The sequence below is a fragment of the Candidatus Angelobacter sp. genome (genome assembly GCA_035607015.1).
Taxonomy (GTDB): domain Bacteria; phylum Verrucomicrobiota; class Verrucomicrobiia; order Limisphaerales; family AV2; genus AV2.
In genome coordinates this window covers 1-15,614 of record DATNDF010000329.1, presented here as the reverse complement: position 1 = coordinate 15,614, position 15,614 = coordinate 1, and the positions used below count along the sequence as shown (strand labels likewise).

The 15,614-nt window shown below is 58.0% G+C and carries 19 protein-coding genes and 1 tRNA gene; 17 read left to right on the top strand and 3 right to left on the bottom strand.

The window, feature by feature from the left end; all coding sequences use genetic code 11:
• The first annotated feature begins 591 nt into the window (after window positions 1–591).
• The 7 genes from VN887_13275 (at window position 592) to VN887_13245 (ending at window position 6,413) form a co-directional block, all read left to right on the top strand.
• Window positions 592–993: a hypothetical protein gene (locus VN887_13275; protein HXT40976.1), complete on the top strand. Its 402-nt coding sequence runs from the start codon at window positions 592–594 to the stop codon at window positions 991–993.
• A 164-nt stretch (window positions 994–1,157) separates the two neighbouring features.
• The gene (locus VN887_13270; GenBank protein ID HXT40975.1) at window positions 1,158–1,790 is read left to right on the top strand and encodes a hypothetical protein; all 633 of its coding nucleotides are present in this window, start codon (window positions 1,158–1,160) and stop codon (window positions 1,788–1,790) included.
• Window positions 1,791–1,793: 3 nt separating this feature from the next.
• On the top strand, window positions 1,794–2,234 hold the full coding sequence (locus VN887_13265) for a hypothetical protein (protein HXT40974.1): 441 nt from the start codon (window positions 1,794–1,796) through the stop codon (window positions 2,232–2,234).
• A gap of 17 nt (window positions 2,235–2,251) precedes the next feature.
• Window positions 2,252–3,757 carry a radical SAM protein gene (locus VN887_13260; protein ID HXT40973.1) on the top strand — a complete coding sequence of 502 codons (1,506 nt, stop codon included), beginning with the start codon at window positions 2,252–2,254 and terminating at the stop codon, window positions 3,755–3,757.
• Window positions 3,754–4,041: a hypothetical protein gene (locus VN887_13255; protein ID HXT40972.1), complete on the top strand. Its 288-nt coding sequence runs from the start codon at window positions 3,754–3,756 to the stop codon at window positions 4,039–4,041. The genes VN887_13260 and VN887_13255 overlap by 4 nt, the downstream gene beginning before the upstream one ends.
• Window positions 4,038–4,766: a prolipoprotein diacylglyceryl transferase family protein gene (locus tag VN887_13250; GenBank protein ID HXT40971.1), complete on the top strand. Its 729-nt coding sequence runs from the start codon at window positions 4,038–4,040 to the stop codon at window positions 4,764–4,766. Before VN887_13255 ends, VN887_13250 begins: the two co-directional genes overlap by 4 nt.
• Before the next feature lie 261 nt (window positions 4,767–5,027).
• Complete coding sequence (locus VN887_13245; GenBank protein ID HXT40970.1) at window positions 5,028–6,413, top strand: Ig-like domain-containing protein; 1,386 nt, start codon at window positions 5,028–5,030, stop codon at window positions 6,411–6,413.
• 76 nt (window positions 6,414–6,489) lie between these two features.
• On the opposite strand, the gene VN887_13240 is transcribed toward VN887_13245, so the two are convergent.
• Both VN887_13240 and VN887_13235 read right to left on the bottom strand, forming a co-directional pair.
• Complete coding sequence (locus tag VN887_13240) at window positions 6,490–6,951, bottom strand: metallophosphoesterase family protein (protein HXT40969.1); 462 nt, start codon at window positions 6,949–6,951, stop codon at window positions 6,490–6,492.
• Between the two features lie 72 nt (window positions 6,952–7,023).
• Entirely contained in the window at window positions 7,024–7,641 is a 618-nt protein-coding gene (locus tag VN887_13235; protein HXT40968.1) for a DUF6580 family putative transport protein, read from the bottom strand.
• 63 nt (window positions 7,642–7,704) lie between these two features.
• Here VN887_13235 and VN887_13230 point away from each other — a divergent pair, with 63 nt between their 5' ends.
• From VN887_13230 to VN887_13205, 6 genes are all read left to right on the top strand, one after another.
• Window positions 7,705–8,430 carry an RluA family pseudouridine synthase gene (locus VN887_13230; protein ID HXT40967.1) on the top strand — a complete coding sequence of 242 codons (726 nt, stop codon included), beginning with the start codon at window positions 7,705–7,707 and terminating at the stop codon, window positions 8,428–8,430.
• A gap of 124 nt (window positions 8,431–8,554) precedes the next feature.
• Window positions 8,555–9,625: an alcohol dehydrogenase catalytic domain-containing protein gene (locus VN887_13225; GenBank protein ID HXT40966.1), complete on the top strand. Its 1,071-nt coding sequence runs from the start codon at window positions 8,555–8,557 to the stop codon at window positions 9,623–9,625.
• Between the two features lie 323 nt (window positions 9,626–9,948).
• A complete protein-coding gene (locus tag VN887_13220; protein HXT40965.1) occupies window positions 9,949–10,653 on the top strand; it encodes a hypothetical protein in 705 nt (234 codons plus the stop codon).
• A gap of 58 nt (window positions 10,654–10,711) precedes the next feature.
• A complete protein-coding gene (locus tag VN887_13215; GenBank protein HXT40964.1) occupies window positions 10,712–11,272 on the top strand; it encodes a PEP-CTERM sorting domain-containing protein in 561 nt (186 codons plus the stop codon).
• Window positions 11,273–11,377: 105 nt separating this feature from the next.
• Window positions 11,378–11,452: transfer RNA gene (locus VN887_13210), tRNA-Glu, on the top strand.
• A gap of 74 nt (window positions 11,453–11,526) precedes the next feature.
• A complete protein-coding gene (locus tag VN887_13205) occupies window positions 11,527–11,892 on the top strand; it encodes a hypothetical protein (protein HXT40963.1) in 366 nt (121 codons plus the stop codon).
• 1 nt (window position 11,893) lies between these two features.
• Here the strand turns inward: VN887_13205 and VN887_13200 are convergent, their stop codons facing one another.
• The gene (locus VN887_13200) at window positions 11,894–12,514 is read right to left on the bottom strand and encodes an HNH endonuclease (GenBank protein HXT40962.1); all 621 of its coding nucleotides are present in this window, start codon (window positions 12,512–12,514) and stop codon (window positions 11,894–11,896) included.
• A gap of 154 nt (window positions 12,515–12,668) precedes the next feature.
• Between VN887_13200 and VN887_13195 the strand changes: the two genes are divergently transcribed.
• The 4 genes from VN887_13195 to VN887_13180 all read left to right on the top strand — a co-directional run.
• The gene (locus VN887_13195) at window positions 12,669–13,139 is read left to right on the top strand and encodes a c-type cytochrome domain-containing protein (GenBank protein ID HXT40961.1); all 471 of its coding nucleotides are present in this window, start codon (window positions 12,669–12,671) and stop codon (window positions 13,137–13,139) included.
• Window positions 13,140–13,280: 141 nt separating this feature from the next.
• The gene (locus VN887_13190; protein HXT40960.1) at window positions 13,281–14,366 is read left to right on the top strand and encodes a Gfo/Idh/MocA family oxidoreductase; all 1,086 of its coding nucleotides are present in this window, start codon (window positions 13,281–13,283) and stop codon (window positions 14,364–14,366) included.
• A 195-nt stretch (window positions 14,367–14,561) separates the two neighbouring features.
• Window positions 14,562–14,948: a BlaI/MecI/CopY family transcriptional regulator gene (locus VN887_13185; GenBank protein ID HXT40959.1), complete on the top strand. Its 387-nt coding sequence runs from the start codon at window positions 14,562–14,564 to the stop codon at window positions 14,946–14,948.
• Window positions 14,945–15,614, top strand: a 670-nt coding sequence (locus VN887_13180) for a hypothetical protein (GenBank protein HXT40958.1), incomplete at its 3' end; no start/stop codon positions are given. The genes VN887_13185 and VN887_13180, both read left to right, overlap by 4 nt.

Below are 15,614 nucleotides of genomic sequence, written 5' to 3'. Positions count from 1 at the left end.
GAACCGCGATACCAACCAGCCCTCTTGTAACGTCGGGTCAGTGCGAAGCGAGCAACTTTGAAGAGCCCGGTGCGGGAATACTGCACGCCGGGATCTGTGAGGGGGGCGCGGGGCAACCCGCGTCCCTACCTCGATACTTTTTGCCAAATTGGCATGGTAGCGATTGGAGGGTTTGAACCGGATTGGCGTCGTACTTTGCGGCCCAATTGCCGCAGTGCGGTCATAGCGTTGTGACGGGGACGGACATTTTTATTTTCGAGGAGGCCGGAGGTTTTTTGCCACACTCACATCATAAGGGGTGGTTTTTTGCTGGGGCACCGGTTTTTGGCCGAACTGGCGTCGTAACGCTCCGACGCCAGTAGCAGATTTACGTGGCGGTGATCTGGCGCATGGCGTCGCGAGGAACGGAGATTTTTCCGCCGAATTGTCTGCGCATGGTGTCATCAAACCGATCCCGCGACCGCGCGGCGGCACTTAACAATTATGCTGTTGCCTGGGAGCGGTGAACATTTAGTCTTCCGCCTGACCCGCGGCTGACAAGCGAGTGATTCAAAGTGTCCGTTAATTCTTGGCCAGGCCGCTTCCGCCGGCATGAACGAAATCAAGTTCGCCTGCCCGCATTGCCAGCAGCACATCGCCTGCGACGAAGGTTATTGCGGCCACCAGATCGCGTGCCCGGCGTGCGCGGGCGGCATGATTGTGCCGAGGCTGGCGGCGTTCGGTTTCGGCGCCACGACGAATTTGTCCCTCGCGTTGCCCGTCGCGACACCCGTGCCTCGCGCGGCAGCAACCCCGGCTCTATTGCGCGAATATCGCATGTTGACCGGACAGAAACGGGGTTATGCTTCCGGCGAAGGCGCGGCGACGTCATCTCGCTGGGAAGCATTCACAGGGATTCTTCGGAGCCTGGTGACCACTGTTCTGGTTTTGGCAGGATTTGCCGTCCTGGGTCTGGCCATACTTTTTGCCGGTTGCGCGTTGCTGGTCCGCTAGATCCTTGGTAGTGGTACAGTTTGAATCTTTGGGCAACTTAGGATGTGGCCAAAGATTTTTGTTAAGTACGGTGCGGTGAACATTTAGTCTTCCGCCTGATCCGCGGCCGACGAACGAGTGATTCAAAACGTCCGTAAATCCTTGGCCAGACCGCTTCCGCCGGCATGAACGAAATCAAGTTCGCCTGCCCGCATTGCCAGCAGCACATCGCCTGCGACGAAGGTTATTGCGGCCACCAGATCGCGTGCCCGGCGTGCGCCGGCGGCATGATCGTTCCGGGGCACACGGCGTTTGGTTTTGGCGCGACATCGTCCGTGTCTTTGGCCGTGCCGGTGGCGACACGTGTCTCACGACAAGCTGGCCGGTCGACATCAAATGACCCGGACGTTTGGACCGAGAAGGAATGGGATCGGCACGTGGCCGAAAGTGAACGGCACGGCTTTTCCGGGCTTCAACCGCCGTGGGGAAAGACCCGCGATTGGCTCGTGTTCTGGGTCGTGCTCGTGGCGCCCACCATCGCCGCGATTTTTCTCTGGATGGGAGTGGACACGAACATGGGGGCTGAGAACATGCTGGCGGGCAATCCCGACGCCGGCACGCGGCGCGTGCTGGTGGTGAGCGTGATTCTCAGCATCGCCGCCGGATTCTTTTGCGGTTTCTGGCTGGCCCGGCGTTATTCGCAGGATGCCGGCACGCGGGTCATGGTCGGATTGCTCCTCAGCGTGAAGATCGCTTTCTTCAGTTTCATTTGCTGCTTTTTTGGCTGCGTGGTCGCTCCGCTCCTTTACCTGCGATAAGTGATGGACGCTGAGCCCAAATTTTGTTCCAAGTGCCGGGCCGACGTGACCAGGGCAGCCGCTTCGGGCGCCATCATTTGTCCCGCGTGTGGCGAACGGCTTGACGCGCGGTCAAGCATCGAGCCGAATTCTGCTGCTGCATCTCGACCTGGCCGGCTTTGGCTGTTCTGGCTCATGCTGGTCGGGCCATCGGCGTTGATTCTGTTGATGCTGGCACTGATGAAAGCGGGCGTTGACAAGAACATCGCCGGCCCGCTTTTGGGTTATTCCGGCTTCGCTCTGGGGATCGTGGGGCCATTTTATTGCAGTTACTGGCTGTCGAAACGCATCGCGGGCAACAGATGGTGGGGTGCAGTGCTCGCCATCTTTTTGGCTGCGGGCCTCCTTTTGGTGAATTACATGATCGCGGTCGAAGGTTGCATTTTCATTCCCCGTCATTTCTGAGACGTTCACACGACATTATGCGATTCGACCCACTGCCGGTCATCGAAACCGGGCAACTGCTCAAACGCACCACGAGCCGTTGTCCGGTCTGCCATGCGTCCTGTCCGGCGGAGGTCTGGCGCGTTGCCGGCCAGCCGGCCAAAGTTTTTTTGAAGCGGACCTGTGCTGAACACGGCGCAGCTTCCGTGTGCATCGCGTCGGATGCGCGATTTTACTGGCTCGCGAAGGCCGACCCGGAAAATGGCAGCAGTCGCTGCGGCGGGTCCGCCTGCTGCGCCTCGGATGGTTCGACCGCCGGAACGCTTGGCCGTAATGCCGATGGCCGTGGCGACGCGCCGGTCGAAAAACTTTCCACCTGCCTCGCGCTCATCGAAATCGTCAACTCGTGCAACCTCAGTTGCCCGACGTGCTATGCCGATTCGCCGCCGGGCATCGGGCAGGAACTTGATTTCGTGCCGTTGGACGACTTGCAGCGTCGCATCCAGGGGGTCATAAACCGCAAGGGGGGAATCGAGATTCTCCAGCTCTCGGGCGGCGAGCCGACGTTGCATCCGCAATTCTTCGAACTGGTCGAATGGATCCAGAACAATCCGGGCGTTGATTACGTCCTGCTGAACACGAACGGAGTGCGCATCGCCCGCGACGACGCGTTTCTGGCGGGCCTCGCCGCGGTCGTTCAACGCCGCAACTTCCAGCTCTATCTCCAGTTCGACGGCGTTCAACTCGAAGGCCAGCAGGCTTTGCGCGGCGCGGACCTGAGGACGACGCGCGTCCGGGCCATCGAACGCTGCCGCGAAATTCATCTGCCGATCACGCTGGCGATGACGGTGACGCCGGACAATCTGCCGTTCCTTTGGGAGACCATCGAGTTCGGTCTGAAATTTCCGCACGTCCGTGGCGTCAGTTTTCAACCGATGTTCACGAGCGGGCGCACGCCGAAAACCAATGCTGCGTCTGACCGTGGCCCTGCCCACGAATTGGAGCATCCCCTCGCCCCGTCCCTCGCCCTACCTCAGAGCGGGGGAGAGGGACGGGGTGAGGGGATGGCGGCTGCAAAAAACAGCCGCTTGAATACGGCGGACATCATCCTCGCCGCCGTCGAGCAGTCGCACGGCAAATTGCGTTTCGAGGATTTCACGCCGCTCCCGTGCGGCGATCCGAACTGCGCGACCATCGGCTATCTGCTCAAGGTCGGCGGCACGGTGCGGTCAATCAGCGACTTCATTGATTTCACGCGGGTGCAGGGTTTCCTGCGCGACAAGGTGCGTTACCGCCTCGAAGATCTGATGAAATGCGGGTGCGATTCCGAACCTCTGGGCGAACTCTTGAGGCAGTTTGAAATGGACGAGTCGAATACCTTCCGGCTGTTCATCAAACCATTCATGGACGCGTGGACCTGGGACGAAGACCGCATTGACCGCTGCTGCACCCACGTCATCCGGCCCGATGGAAAACTGGATTCGTTCTGCCGTTACTATTCCGGTTTTGCCGGGCGTCAGCCCGCCGACATCAAAAACCAATGAGCCAACCAGTTAAAAAATCCCCTGCGCCGGCGCTAATGCTGGCGTTTCTTCCGGCGACGCTCGCACTGGCAATTGGCATGACCAGCGGTCAAAGCGGGCCGCCACGCGGCGTGCTTTGGGCCGTCTGCGTGGTGAGTGTTGCGAGTTGTTTCACGTCGTCGTTCCTGCTTTTTCGCCGCAAGACCGGTTGGGCGATTGCAGTCGGCATATTATTTCTGCTGTTGAACGCAGCCATCTCGTTCTTCGTTGGCTGCGTGGCGTTGTTGCAAGGAATGAAGTTTTGAAACCATCTCTATCGTCGCCTCAATCCACCGCCTACGGCTGGCTGATGCTCGCGGGCATTGTCGTGAGCATTGTGTTCTGGTCGCGGCTGGCGCGGCGCGACGACCGCCTGCTGGCGGTTTACGTGGCTGCGCTCATCGGCGCGTTTCTCGGCGCGAAGGTTTTCTATCTGCTGGTGGATGGCTGGAGGCATTGGGGCCATCCCGACCAGTGGCTCCAGTGGGCGACGGGCAAGACGGTGCTGGGCGCATTGCTCGGGGGCTACCTCGGCGCCGAAGTTGCCAAGAAACTGACCGGTTACCGTGGAATCACCGGGGATTGGTTCGCGTTGATCGTTCCGGTGGGCGTCATCCTCGGCCGGATCGGTTGCCTGTTTCACGGCTGTTGCCAGGGGCGGGTCTGCGAACCGGCCTGGTTTACGATGAACGACTCCGCCGGTGTCGCCCGATGGCCGTCGGTGCCGATGGAAATTCTGTTCAACCTGTCCATGATCGCGGTGTTCTCCGTGATGCGCCGCCGTCATCAACTGTCCGGACAACATTTTCACATTTACCTGATCGGCTACGGATTGCTCCGGTTTTTACACGAGTTTCTCCGAAACGAATCCCGGTTGATCGGACCGATCACGGGCTACCAACTCGTGGCGCTCCTGGTGGCGGGATTCGGAGTCTGGGCATTCATCGATCGTTGGAGAGAGCGACCACAAGCGGTCGCGCAAACCAGTTGAGGCGGAGCCCGCTCGAATCGCGCCAAACGCCGGCGAAGCAGCGCCGTCAGGGCGGGAGATGCTCCGGAGCGGGTAGCCGCGGAGGGCGTGGACCGAACAGATCGGGGCGGAGGCGCGCGGGTTAAAGCGCGTGACAGAAGAATAATCTGGAATTTTCGCCGGGAACAGGGTGTATTTGTGGCCACCGAGTTCTGTCAGGATGTTGCTTGACGCCCAAACTCAACAATTGTTCCGGTGGTGATGATTCAAGGAGATACGATTATGAAGACTTCCGTTCGCACTCTGGGGATTCAACTGTGGCTGGCCGGTCTGCTACTGGCGCAACTTGTTCCCAGCGCGCTTCACGCTCAAGGCGGCCCGACGTTGGTGTCATCGGTGCCGGCCAACGCCGCGACCGGCGTGGCGCTCGACTCGAAGATCAGCTTCACATTCAGCACGGCCATGAAGGCGCAAGAGTCGATCACCTGGAGCGGGCTTGACACCAACAAACTGAGTTATGCCTGGAGTGCTGACGCGAAAACACTCACTTGCTCCTACAACGGAAATCTGCCCGGCGGGACACAAGTCACCTGGCTTCTCCTTTCCACGATCCCCGGATTTATAGTCGGATTTGAAGATTCCACGGGAACTCCTTTGAGCGGTTTCCCCTTCGGCTCATTCATGACGGCCACCGGCGGTGGCGGAACCAACAATTGTTCGGGGATTTCCAGCAACGGCAACTTCACTATTTACAACCTCTTCAAATCGGCCATGTACGTGCAGAACAGCGCGGCGGCTCCGACGCCGGACACCTCCTCGGACCCCTTCAATTTTGGCGCGAGCATCGCCCTGGCCACAAACCGCACCGCCACAGGAGCGACGCTGACTGTTCCAGGCGGCTCGCCCCAGTCGATGGATTCGTTCTTTGGTCACTACTTTATTTTCGGCTCCACAAATGATCTCTCGAAACTCGACGCGCTTTTCCCTGCGGGCGATTACACGTTCACGGTCACCGGATCGCCAAATCAAACGGTGCCCGCCAATCTGCCGGCCAGCGCAATTCCGAACGCGCCACACCTCAGCAATTACGCCGCGGACCAAACGATCAATGCGGGTGCTGATTTTACCCTGACCTGGGACGCCTTTGTCGGAGGACGGACAATCGATTCAATTTCCGTGAATGTTTACAACTCGTCTCAGGCGCTGGTATTTCAGATCACCAATTCCGCGGGTTGTCCAAGTGTCCTGCCGGGGACGGCAACTTCCGTCGTCCTGCCCGCCGGCACGCTGTCCTCGAACGAAGCCTATACGGCTCAAATCATGTTCCTGAACAATATCACGGTCGATACCAACTCGTTTCCCGGCAGCGCGGTGTTCGTTGGGGGGCAAAGCACGACCCGGGCAACGATTGCGACCGGCACCGGCAGCATCACCCCGCCCCCCACAATGGTTTTGACAAACGTCGTCTGGCTGCCAGCCGGTCAGCTCCGGTTCGAATTTCCCGCTGCGCCGGGCACGATTTACACGGTCGAATTCTCTTCGGACCTTGGAAATCCGCTCGGCTGGACTCCGCTGCCGTCCACCAACGCCACGAGCAGTGTCATCCAGATCACCGACACGCCAACACCGGGAACTCCCCTCCGATTTTACCGCGCACGGCACAATTGAAGTTCGAAAGCGAACAGCTTTCTAATCTTGGCGTGTCCACGGGCTGCGATTACACCGCGTCCTTGCGAACTGCCGCCTACAACTCGAGATACTCGGCTGTGATTCCCTGATCGTCGCAAAGCAGGACGGCGACATTCCGCTCCAGACCGAAGCGCGGTTTTCCCGCATAACCCGGATTGAAGTACAGTGTCCGATCCAGCGTTTCGCAATACGGCTTGTGACTGTGGCCAAACACAACAACGTCGGGATTTTCCCGGATGATCCGGCGCTTGATTCTTTCGGCGGGGTTCCGCACATCGACGATGTGATGCAGCAGGAACTTCCGGCTGTCGAGTTGGATGACTTCCGTCTCCTTGAAATCCAGGCCGGCGTCGTTGTTGCCGAGGACCGCGGTCACGGGGGCAATCTCCTCGAGTTCCAGAATGATCGACGGATAACCGATGTCCCCGCCGTGCAGAATATGGTCCACCCCGGCGAACAGCTTGGGAACCTTGCGATCAAGGTAGCCATGAGTATCAGATATTACGCCGATTTTCATCGTGGTCCCTGGTCAGAGGTTGGGAGGCGGCTTTCGTCGGGAGCAATGGTCGAAACGAAGGGACCCTCGGGGTCAGGCGTTGGACTCCTCGGGTTGCGCGGCCTCCGGATGTTCGCCGGTTTCTTCTTCGGCAGGCTCTTCCTCTTTTGCTTCCTTGCTTTCACTGAATTTCATCGCGCCAACGAACAGCCCCGTGAACAGCCCGCCGCTGAGCAGCGTTTTCCAGAAGAATACCCACGTGGGCGGATAGCCCGGAATGCCCGTGGTCAACGCCTGAATCCAGCCGGCGAAGGTTTTTGGGTATTCGGGATTTTGCAGCCAGGCTGACGTGTTCGTCACGAGATAAAAGAGGATCGCCCCCAACAAACCTCCGGTGAGAAGTTTCAGCCATGTCGCCCGGGCGGAAAACCATTGTCCGACCGCAATGATGGCGGCGTAGGTCGCGTAATTGACGAGCATGTTGGCGCTGACCAGGGCGACGTGATAATAAAGCGCGTTCATGAGCGCATCCGTCGCCAGCAGCACGGCGAGGGGCAGCCACCAGGCGAGCCGTTTCGGGAAATAAACGCCCGCGCAAAACGCCAGCGCATAGGCTGCGCTGAAGTTCGGCGGCAGGACGCCGGGCCAGCGCGTCAGCGCGAACACGACCATCAGCGCGATGGGCAGCCACAGGTTGGCCTTTTCTTTCACAGCCCCGGATGATACGCGAAGGTCCTGTGGTGACAAGCGGGATGCGCGCCGTGTTTTACGGGCATGGATAAGCTGATCGAGATCATTCACGAAGACGCGGAACTGCTGGTGATCAACAAACCGGCGGGCCTCGTGTGCCACCCGACCAAGACGGATGGTTATTCCAGCCTGATCGGTCGTATTCGACTTCACCTCGGTGACGGGATCCGGCCGCATTTGATCAACCGCCTCGACCGCGAAACGAGCGGCCTGGTGCTCGTCGCGAAACAGGATGAAGTCGCGCGCGAACTCCGACGGATTTGGGAAACGCGCGAAGTCCGGAAGGAGTATCTGGCCATTGTACATGGACATGTTGTGGCCGGCCAGGACGTGATCGACGCACCACTGGGCAGGGACGAACGGAGCGGCGTCGCAATCAAGGATTGCGTACGTCCTGATGGCGCGCCGTCGCAGACGGAATTCCGGGTGGAACGCCGGTTGGAGAGGGCCGAAGGCAGATTTACCCTGCTGCGCGTCGTGCCGCGCACGGGGCGTAAGCATCAAATCCGCATTCACCTCGCGCACTACGGTCACCCGATCGTCGGGGAGAAAATCTATGGCGGCGACGAAAACCTGTATCTGGATTTTGTGCGAAGCCAGTTGACGGAGGAGCAGCGGCGCCGGTTGATATTGCCCCACCATGCACTGCACGCGTCTAACGTGCGGTTTTTATGGCGAAACTCGGAACGGGCTTTTGAAGCCGAACCCGAAGGTTGGTTCGCCAGGTTTGCCGGAAAAAGTTCGGAATGAAGAAAGTGGAGTTAACGGCGACAGACGGCTTTTGCCGTCTTCGGGCAATCGGTCTTGAACAACTGCGGGCTTCTTGGGTGCTTTTCTGTGTTCATCCACACCCAACTGTGGTTAAACGCTGCGCGTGGTTGCAATTCCGAACACCATGCGCGCCGTCGTTTATCGAGGCGTGAATGATTTGCGGGTCGAAACTGTGCCCGTGCCGCGCATTCGGCCTGATGAACTCTTGGTCAAAGTCGCGGCGTGTGGCGTTTGCCCGACCGACATCAAGAAAATCCAGTATGGCACCGTCCCACCACCGCGAATCTTTGGGCACGAGACCGCGGGCACAATCGCGCAGGCCGGCGCGCGTGTGAGGGGATTTCGGAAGGGCGACCGTGTGGCTTTGCACCATCATGTTCCGTGTCTGGACTGCCACGCCTGCCGCCATCGCGCCTACGCTCAGTGCGCTCAATACAAACGCACCGGCATCACCGCGGGCTTTGAGCCTGCCGGCGGCGGCTACGCGGAATACGTTCGCGTGATGTCCTTTGTTCTGCCGGGTGTCGTGAAAATTCCCGCCCGCAACAGTTTTCTCGAAGGCGCCATGCTGGAACCTCTCAACACCGTGCTCAAGGCGGTCAACCGTTTGAGCCTTCTGCCGGGAGACAGTGTTCTGGTGGCCGGACAGGGCCCCATCGGTTTGATGTTCACACGATTACTGGCGTTGCGGGGCATGAGGGTTGTCGCCAGCGATCTGATGCCGTCGCGGTTGAAACTTGCGCGAAAGTTCGGAGCGAAGACGGCGCTGCGCGGCGATGACCGGGAATTTCCCGAATGGGTCGCCCGCGCCACACGGCGACGCGGACTGGACGCCGCCGTCATTACTGTGCCATCCGACGCCGTCGTTCATTCCGCTTTGCAACTGGTGCGCGGTGCGGGGCGAGTGTTGCTGTTCGCGCACACGCGCCGCGGCGGGGAAGCAAGTCTGGATCTATCCACCCTTTGCGTTGACGAAAAGGATTTGATCGGCAGCTATTCGTCTGATTTGACGCTGCAGAACGAGGTGGCTCGGTTGGTCTTTTCGAGAAAACTCGACGTGCGAAAGCTGATCACCCACCAGTTTCCGCTGGACCGGGCTGCCGCGGCGATTGCTTTGGCGGCGCGACCAGGAGCGGATTCATTAAAAATTGTCGTCACGCAAGCAGCCGGCTGATGAGTGGCTGGCGCTCTCGATCCGAGCAGGGAGGGGGCTCGAAAATCGGTTCTGCATGATTTCGCGACGAAGGCCTTCCTGATTGACACCGGTGCGTCCGGGAATGGTCCACGCACAATGGGAGTGCGGTGGATTCCAGTGGTATGCGATTCAGTGCCAAAAATGAGGCAGAATATGTAGGAAAACAGGGCTTATATCCCGGACTTGTGGATGCGGAACACAGGGACATATTCGCCGCAAATATTGTTCAAAAAATTGTTGACACTCGCTGGTAGGTTTGAGAAATTGACCCCACACACGGAATCAAACATAACGTACGAACAATGAGAACTAAAACACTACTTCTGACGGCTGTGCTGGGCGTGGCGGGTATCGCCTCCTCTTCAGCGCAGGGAGTTTTTTCGGTCAACTCGGTGGGGTATGTGAACCAGACGTTCACCAAAGGCGGGTTCTATATCATTGCTAATCCTTTGAACAACGGGAACAACCAAATTAGCACTGTCATTCCCAATGCTCCCGATAGCACCACTGTTTTCAGATTCAACTCGACGACGGGATTTGGGGATCCTGCTGTGTTCGTCCAAGGTGCAGGATGGTTCAACAGTACTGGAGCCGCGACGGACGTTTTGGCCCCTGGCGAGGCGTTCTTTGTCCAAGTGCCTAACACTGCTACGTTCCCTTTGACGATCACTTTCGTGGGTGATGTTCCTCAGGGAACAAGCCTCTCGAATCCGGTTACTATCAAGGCGAATAAGTTTAACCTGATTGCTTCGCAAGTTCCTATTTCGGTTGGTTTGAGCACAACCGGAAACGGCGGGATGAACTTCCCTGCTGCTGATGGAGACACAGTTTATCAGTTTGATGGGAATGCCCAAGCTTACAAGGACCCCATCAGCTTCGTCCAAGGTGCGGGCTGGTTCAACAGTACTGGTGCGGCCGACCCAACGCCTGCCGTTGGAGAGGGTTTCTTCCTTTTCTCCGGCTCCTCGACGGATCGGACCTGGACTAGGTCCTTCACTGTAAACTAACGGTGTAAGAACAAATCTTAGCAAGCGAACAACAAAAAAGCATAATGCACATTAACCTATGAAGAAACTGTTATTTACACTGGCCTGTGTGTTTGCGGTGGCTTCCGCAAAAGCGCAAGGAACGGTTAACTTCGCCAATACGGCGGGCTCATTGATATCATACGCAGCAGGCGTGAATGGTGGAGCTGCGGTTCCGACCGGCCAGTTTACTGCGGAACTTTTGTATTGGGCAACGGATCCAGGAGTAGTGAACTTGAATTCAAGCATAGCGGGGTTAACCTCGATAAAAACAAGCGCGAACTTCATCTCTGCTGGCCGTTTCATCGGCGGCGTGGCGACCACGCCATCCACGACGGCGGGTGGTGCTAGTGCGTGGTTTGCCGTTGTGGCTTGGCAGACCAGCTTTGGCTCTTACGATGCTGCTAGGGCGGCTGGTTTTTACGGATACAGCGGCGTTTTTCAAAATGCGACTGGGAATCCGAACTCTATTCCTCCGGGTGCGGCCGCTGCAATGACAGGATTTACTGGCATAAACAACGTGAATCAAGTCCCTGAGCCGTCAACAATTGCGCTGGGAATTTTGGGCGCCGCAGGTTTGTTGCTCCGCCGTCGTAAGTAATTCGTAAGTGTGTTCTCATTGAAGCCGCCCGCGAGGGCGGCTTTTTTGTTGTCCGAATTTGACAGGAATCCGCCGCTGGATAGCATTCGGATTGCGATGGCAGACGGCGCGTTCGTCTATCGGTTAGGACACGGCCCTCTCAAGGCTGAAAGACGGGTTCGATTCCCGTACGCGCTACCAATCTCTCAAGATTCATTGTGGAAAAGTTGAAGGTTGAGCACTTGTCGCCATTCGTCTAACGTCGTCCGGACCGAATGCGACCCTTTCAGATCATTTTCAATCCGACCAGCGCCGCCGAGCTGGCGAAGATGCCCAAGGAATTGCAGTTGCACATCCTGGGCGAGTTTCGCGGGCTGCCGCAGGAGGTCATGAAGACGGATCTGGAGCGATTCGGGAAACTGGAGAGAAATGGAAAGATTTTGCACCGATTCCGTTTGGGCGACTACCGTCTGTACTTCGAGCGGCATGAACTGGGGATCGTCGTGCATCGAATCCTGAGCCGCAATTCGCTCAAAGATTTTCTCTTCCGTTCCAGCCTCCCAACGGGTGAAGACGAGGCATTGCAGGAGAACCCGAAGTTCTGGGAACTGATCGAAGCGGCCAGGACGTCGCCGAAGTGATCTACTGCACGTCTTCGCCCAACTCGACGTTCCAGTAAGCCAGATCGAGGAAGTGCTTCCAACTGTCGTGATAGTGCAGACCAAGGTTGATCTGCACGAAGGGGCGCCATTTGGGCCGTTTTGGCTTGCGAACGAGCCGCATGCCGGCCTCTTGCGGCGTGCGGTTGGCCTTTCTCGTGTTGCAAGGGATGCACGAGCAAACAATGTTTTCCCAGGTGGTCGGGCCGCCGCGGTCACGTGGAATGACGTGATCCAGATTCAAATCCTTCCGGTCAAACACTTCGCCACAATACTGGCACGTGCTCTTGTCGCGTTCAAAAATGTTGTGCCGGGTGAACTTTACCTCTTTTTTCGGAAGCCGATCGAATACCACCAGCAGGATTACTCTTGGAATGCGAATACGGAAGGAGACGGTGCGCACGCTTTCCGGGTGCGGTTCCTGTTCTGAAAAATCCTGCCACTCGTTGAAGTTGTAGGTTTGAAACGAACCGTCGCCAGCGTTCAACACGGCGTGGGCGTGCCCTTCAAACAGCAGCGTCAGCGCCCGCCTGGCCGTACAAATGTTCACCGCCTGCCACAAGCGATTGAGCACGAGGACATGCTGGTTCAAAAACGAACTCATAACCCGCAACCAATTGGCGCGGAACGTAGCATAAGCCCTGACGCAGTGTCAACGCCAACACCAGCCACCAAGGGCGCGCGCTCTCTTATCGGTCCGCTTGAATCGGGACTAAATCCCTTTGACGGCGTCGCGGTCTTTGGTTGAAATGTCGGTCATGAACAATCGAATCATACCTTTAAGTTTCACACGCCGCAGTATCGGGCAGGGCGCCAAACTCCTCCTGATCGCGGCATTTTGCCTGTCCGTGGCGATGCTTACGGCGGCGGAAAAGAAAAAAGCCGAATGGGATGCGAACAAACTGCCGCCCGCTGCCAGTAAAACCGGTCTGACCTTCGACAAGGATATCAAACCAATCCTCGAAAAATCCTGTGTCAAATGCCACAGCGGCGAGAAGCCGAAAAGCAAATATCGCATGGACACGCTGGCCAACGTCATCAAAGGCGGCGAGAGTGGCGATGCGGCCATCGTACCGAACAACAGCGCCAAGAGCCCGATGGTGGCGTACGTCTCCGATCTCGTGGAGGACATGGAAATGCCGCCGACGGAAAAGCGCGACAAATATCCGCAGTTGACCAAGGAACAGATTGGCCTGATCCGTGCATGGATCGATCAGGGCGCGAAGTAAGCGAACCTGACTTTTTGAACGAACACCTCCGGTGGCCCGCCTGCCGGAGGTTTTTTATTTGGCCGATCACGGCAAACGCGATGGTGAAAATCGCCACTGGCCGCCGTGGCAGCTTGTCGCTAAATTCACGGCGGATTTCCTATGAGCAAAACCAAAGTCGCCCTCCTCGGCGCGGGGTTCATCGCCGATATTCATATCGAATCGTATCATCGCTTCATTCCTGACGCGGAGGTAGTGGCCGTTTACACGCGCAGTCCGCAAAAGGCGGGGGCATTTGCGAGAAAGCACGGCATACCGCAATGGTTTGGTGACCTTGACGGGGCCATCCTGGAGTCCGGTTGTGAGATTGTGGACGTGTGCCTGCCGAATTTTCTCCATCATCGTGCCGTAATCGCCGCTGCCGCTGCGGGCAAGCACGTCATCATTGAAAAGCCGATTGCGATGAATCTCACCGAAGCCGACGAAATGATCGCCGTCTGCAAAGCGGCGGGACGGAAGTTGATGTATGCCGAGGAACTGTGTTTCGCGCCGAAATATGAACGCGTCCGCAAGCTGGTGAGCGAGGGTGCGGTCGGGAAAATTTTCCAGATGCGCCAGTGTGAGAAGCACAGCGGTCCCCACAGCGAGTGGTTTTATGACATCAACAAGTCCGGCGGCGGCGCCCTGATGGATATGGGCTGCCACGGTGTTGCCTGGTTTCGTTGGATGCTCGGTGGCAGGCCAAAGGTGCGGAGCGTTTATGCCCAGATGCAGGGCGGATTGATCCACAAACGGCGCACGCGCGCCGAAGTGAATTCACTTTGTATCGTTGAGTTTGAGGGCGGAGCGTTTGGCGTGGCGGAGAACAGCTGGTCCAAGCACGGTGGCATGGATGATCGCGTGGAGGTTTATGGGGACGCGGGTGTGATTTATGCCGATTTGTTCGTGGGCAACTCGGCACTTACCTACAGCGAAAAGGGCTACGGGTATGCGATGGAAAAAGCCGGCTCGACCAAGGGCTGGACGTTCACGATTTTCGAGGAGGCATTCAATCAGGGCTATCCCCAGGAACTGAAGCATTTCATTGAGTGTGTCCGCGAAGATAAACAACCGCTTGTCACCGGCGAGGACGGCCGCGCGGTGCTGGAAATCATGAACGCTGCCTACCAATCGGCGCGAACGGGTCGAAAGGTTCGTCTGCCATTTCGCCCGAAGGTGCAGAAACCCATTGATCTGTGGCTGCGCTGACGCGAGCGCAATGAGGAGAATCAAAACAAGGCCCAAAGCACTGATACGATAAAGGGGGACTGGCGAATCAATCGGGCCGGTCACGTTTTGGAGACACGCTTTGACCGATTCGCGCGAGCATGAAAGGAAATCAGAATTTCCGGTTGACATAATACTACCTGGGTAGTATTACTAAGGTCGTTCAGGTGGTGTCGCGTGAGTAAAACCAAAGTCCATCGTCTTGGGGATCTCCAGCTCGGGATCATGAAGGTGTTGTGGGAGCGCGGCGAGGCAACCGTTGCCGATGTTCATGGGGCTCTCGCGGACAACAACAACCTCGCGTACACCACCATCGCCACCATGCTTCGCAAAATGGAGGCACGAGCGCTCGTCAAACACCGTGTCGAAGGCCGCAGCTTCGTCTATCGGGCCGGCGTCGCCGCCGACGCTGTGACACGCGGCATGTCCGACCATCTGCTGGACCGCCTGTTCGAGGGCAGCCTCGCTGACATGGTAACCCATCTGTTGAGCACGCGTGAAGTCAGCCGCGAGGAATTGTCCAAACTGGAAAGACTGATCGCGGAAAGGAAAAGATCCCTATGAACACCGTGCCGACCGTGAACATCTGGTTTCAACTGCTCGGCCTGCTCGCAGCGGAGATCACGTTCGTTGTGGGCGCATCCGCCCTGTTTTTGCGATTCACGAAATCGGCATGGTGGCGGCGGACGGTCTGGCAGATTTGCCTGTTGAGCTTGTTGGGCCTGACGACGGTTGAGTTGACCGGTACGGGCCGGAGCGTCCTGGGTCGGTTCGCGGCGAAGTCCAGATCCCCGAACCGTGCGATGGTGACAATAGTCGTAAGCGGGCAGGCCGGAGGGGAAGTCCCGCTGAAACTGACTGAGCGATCTGGCGACAAGATCGCGGAGCGCTTTGGACAGGGCGGGCAGCGTGAGTCTGCAGAAACCACGGGACCGTCAGAGACGGTTATCCAGACGCCAAACGCGATGGCACAAACTGCCCTTCTGCCGAGGACCGAGCGGGATTTCATCAAACGTTGGTCGCAGGAAGATTTTTCGGACGCGCTGGGCGTTCTTTCGCTGGGATTGATCTGGCTGGCGGGCGCCGGGCTGGTCATCGTTCGCAGTTGTCTGGCGCACGCGCTATCCGTTCTGTTTCGCCGACGGCGCCAGACTGTCAGAGACGAAGCGCTGCAATATCGCGTGGCAATGCTGGCCGGACGATTGGGAATTCACCGGCGGGTCCTTGCCG

Bases quoted from the DNA above. Each gene is read 5' to 3' on its own strand.
- VN887_13275 (HXT40976.1), top strand. From the start codon at position 592: ATGAACGAAATCAAGTTCGCCTGCCCGCATTGCCAGCAGCACATCGCC.
- VN887_13270 (HXT40975.1), top strand. From the start codon at position 1,158: ATGAACGAAATCAAGTTCGCCTGCCCGCATTGCCAGCAGCACATCGCC.
- VN887_13265 (HXT40974.1), top strand. From the start codon at position 1,794: ATGGACGCTGAGCCCAAATTTTGTTCCAAGTGCCGGGCCGACGTGACC.
- VN887_13260 (HXT40973.1), top strand. From the start codon at position 2,252: ATGCGATTCGACCCACTGCCGGTCATCGAAACCGGGCAACTGCTCAAA.
- VN887_13255 (HXT40972.1), top strand. From the start codon at position 3,754: ATGAGCCAACCAGTTAAAAAATCCCCTGCGCCGGCGCTAATGCTGGCG.
- VN887_13245 (HXT40970.1), top strand. From the start codon at position 5,028: ATGAAGACTTCCGTTCGCACTCTGGGGATTCAACTGTGGCTGGCCGGT.
- VN887_13240 (HXT40969.1), bottom strand. From the start codon at position 6,951: ATGAAAATCGGCGTAATATCTGATACTCATGGCTACCTTGATCGCAAG.
- VN887_13230 (HXT40967.1), top strand. From the start codon at position 7,705: ATGGATAAGCTGATCGAGATCATTCACGAAGACGCGGAACTGCTGGTG.
- VN887_13220 (HXT40965.1), top strand. From the start codon at position 9,949: ATGAGAACTAAAACACTACTTCTGACGGCTGTGCTGGGCGTGGCGGGT.
- VN887_13215 (HXT40964.1), top strand. From the start codon at position 10,712: ATGAAGAAACTGTTATTTACACTGGCCTGTGTGTTTGCGGTGGCTTCC.
- VN887_13205 (HXT40963.1), top strand. From the start codon at position 11,527: ATGCGACCCTTTCAGATCATTTTCAATCCGACCAGCGCCGCCGAGCTG.
- VN887_13200 (HXT40962.1), bottom strand. From the start codon at position 12,514: ATGAGTTCGTTTTTGAACCAGCATGTCCTCGTGCTCAATCGCTTGTGG.
- VN887_13195 (HXT40961.1), top strand. From the start codon at position 12,669: ATGAACAATCGAATCATACCTTTAAGTTTCACACGCCGCAGTATCGGG.
- VN887_13190 (HXT40960.1), top strand. From the start codon at position 13,281: ATGAGCAAAACCAAAGTCGCCCTCCTCGGCGCGGGGTTCATCGCCGAT.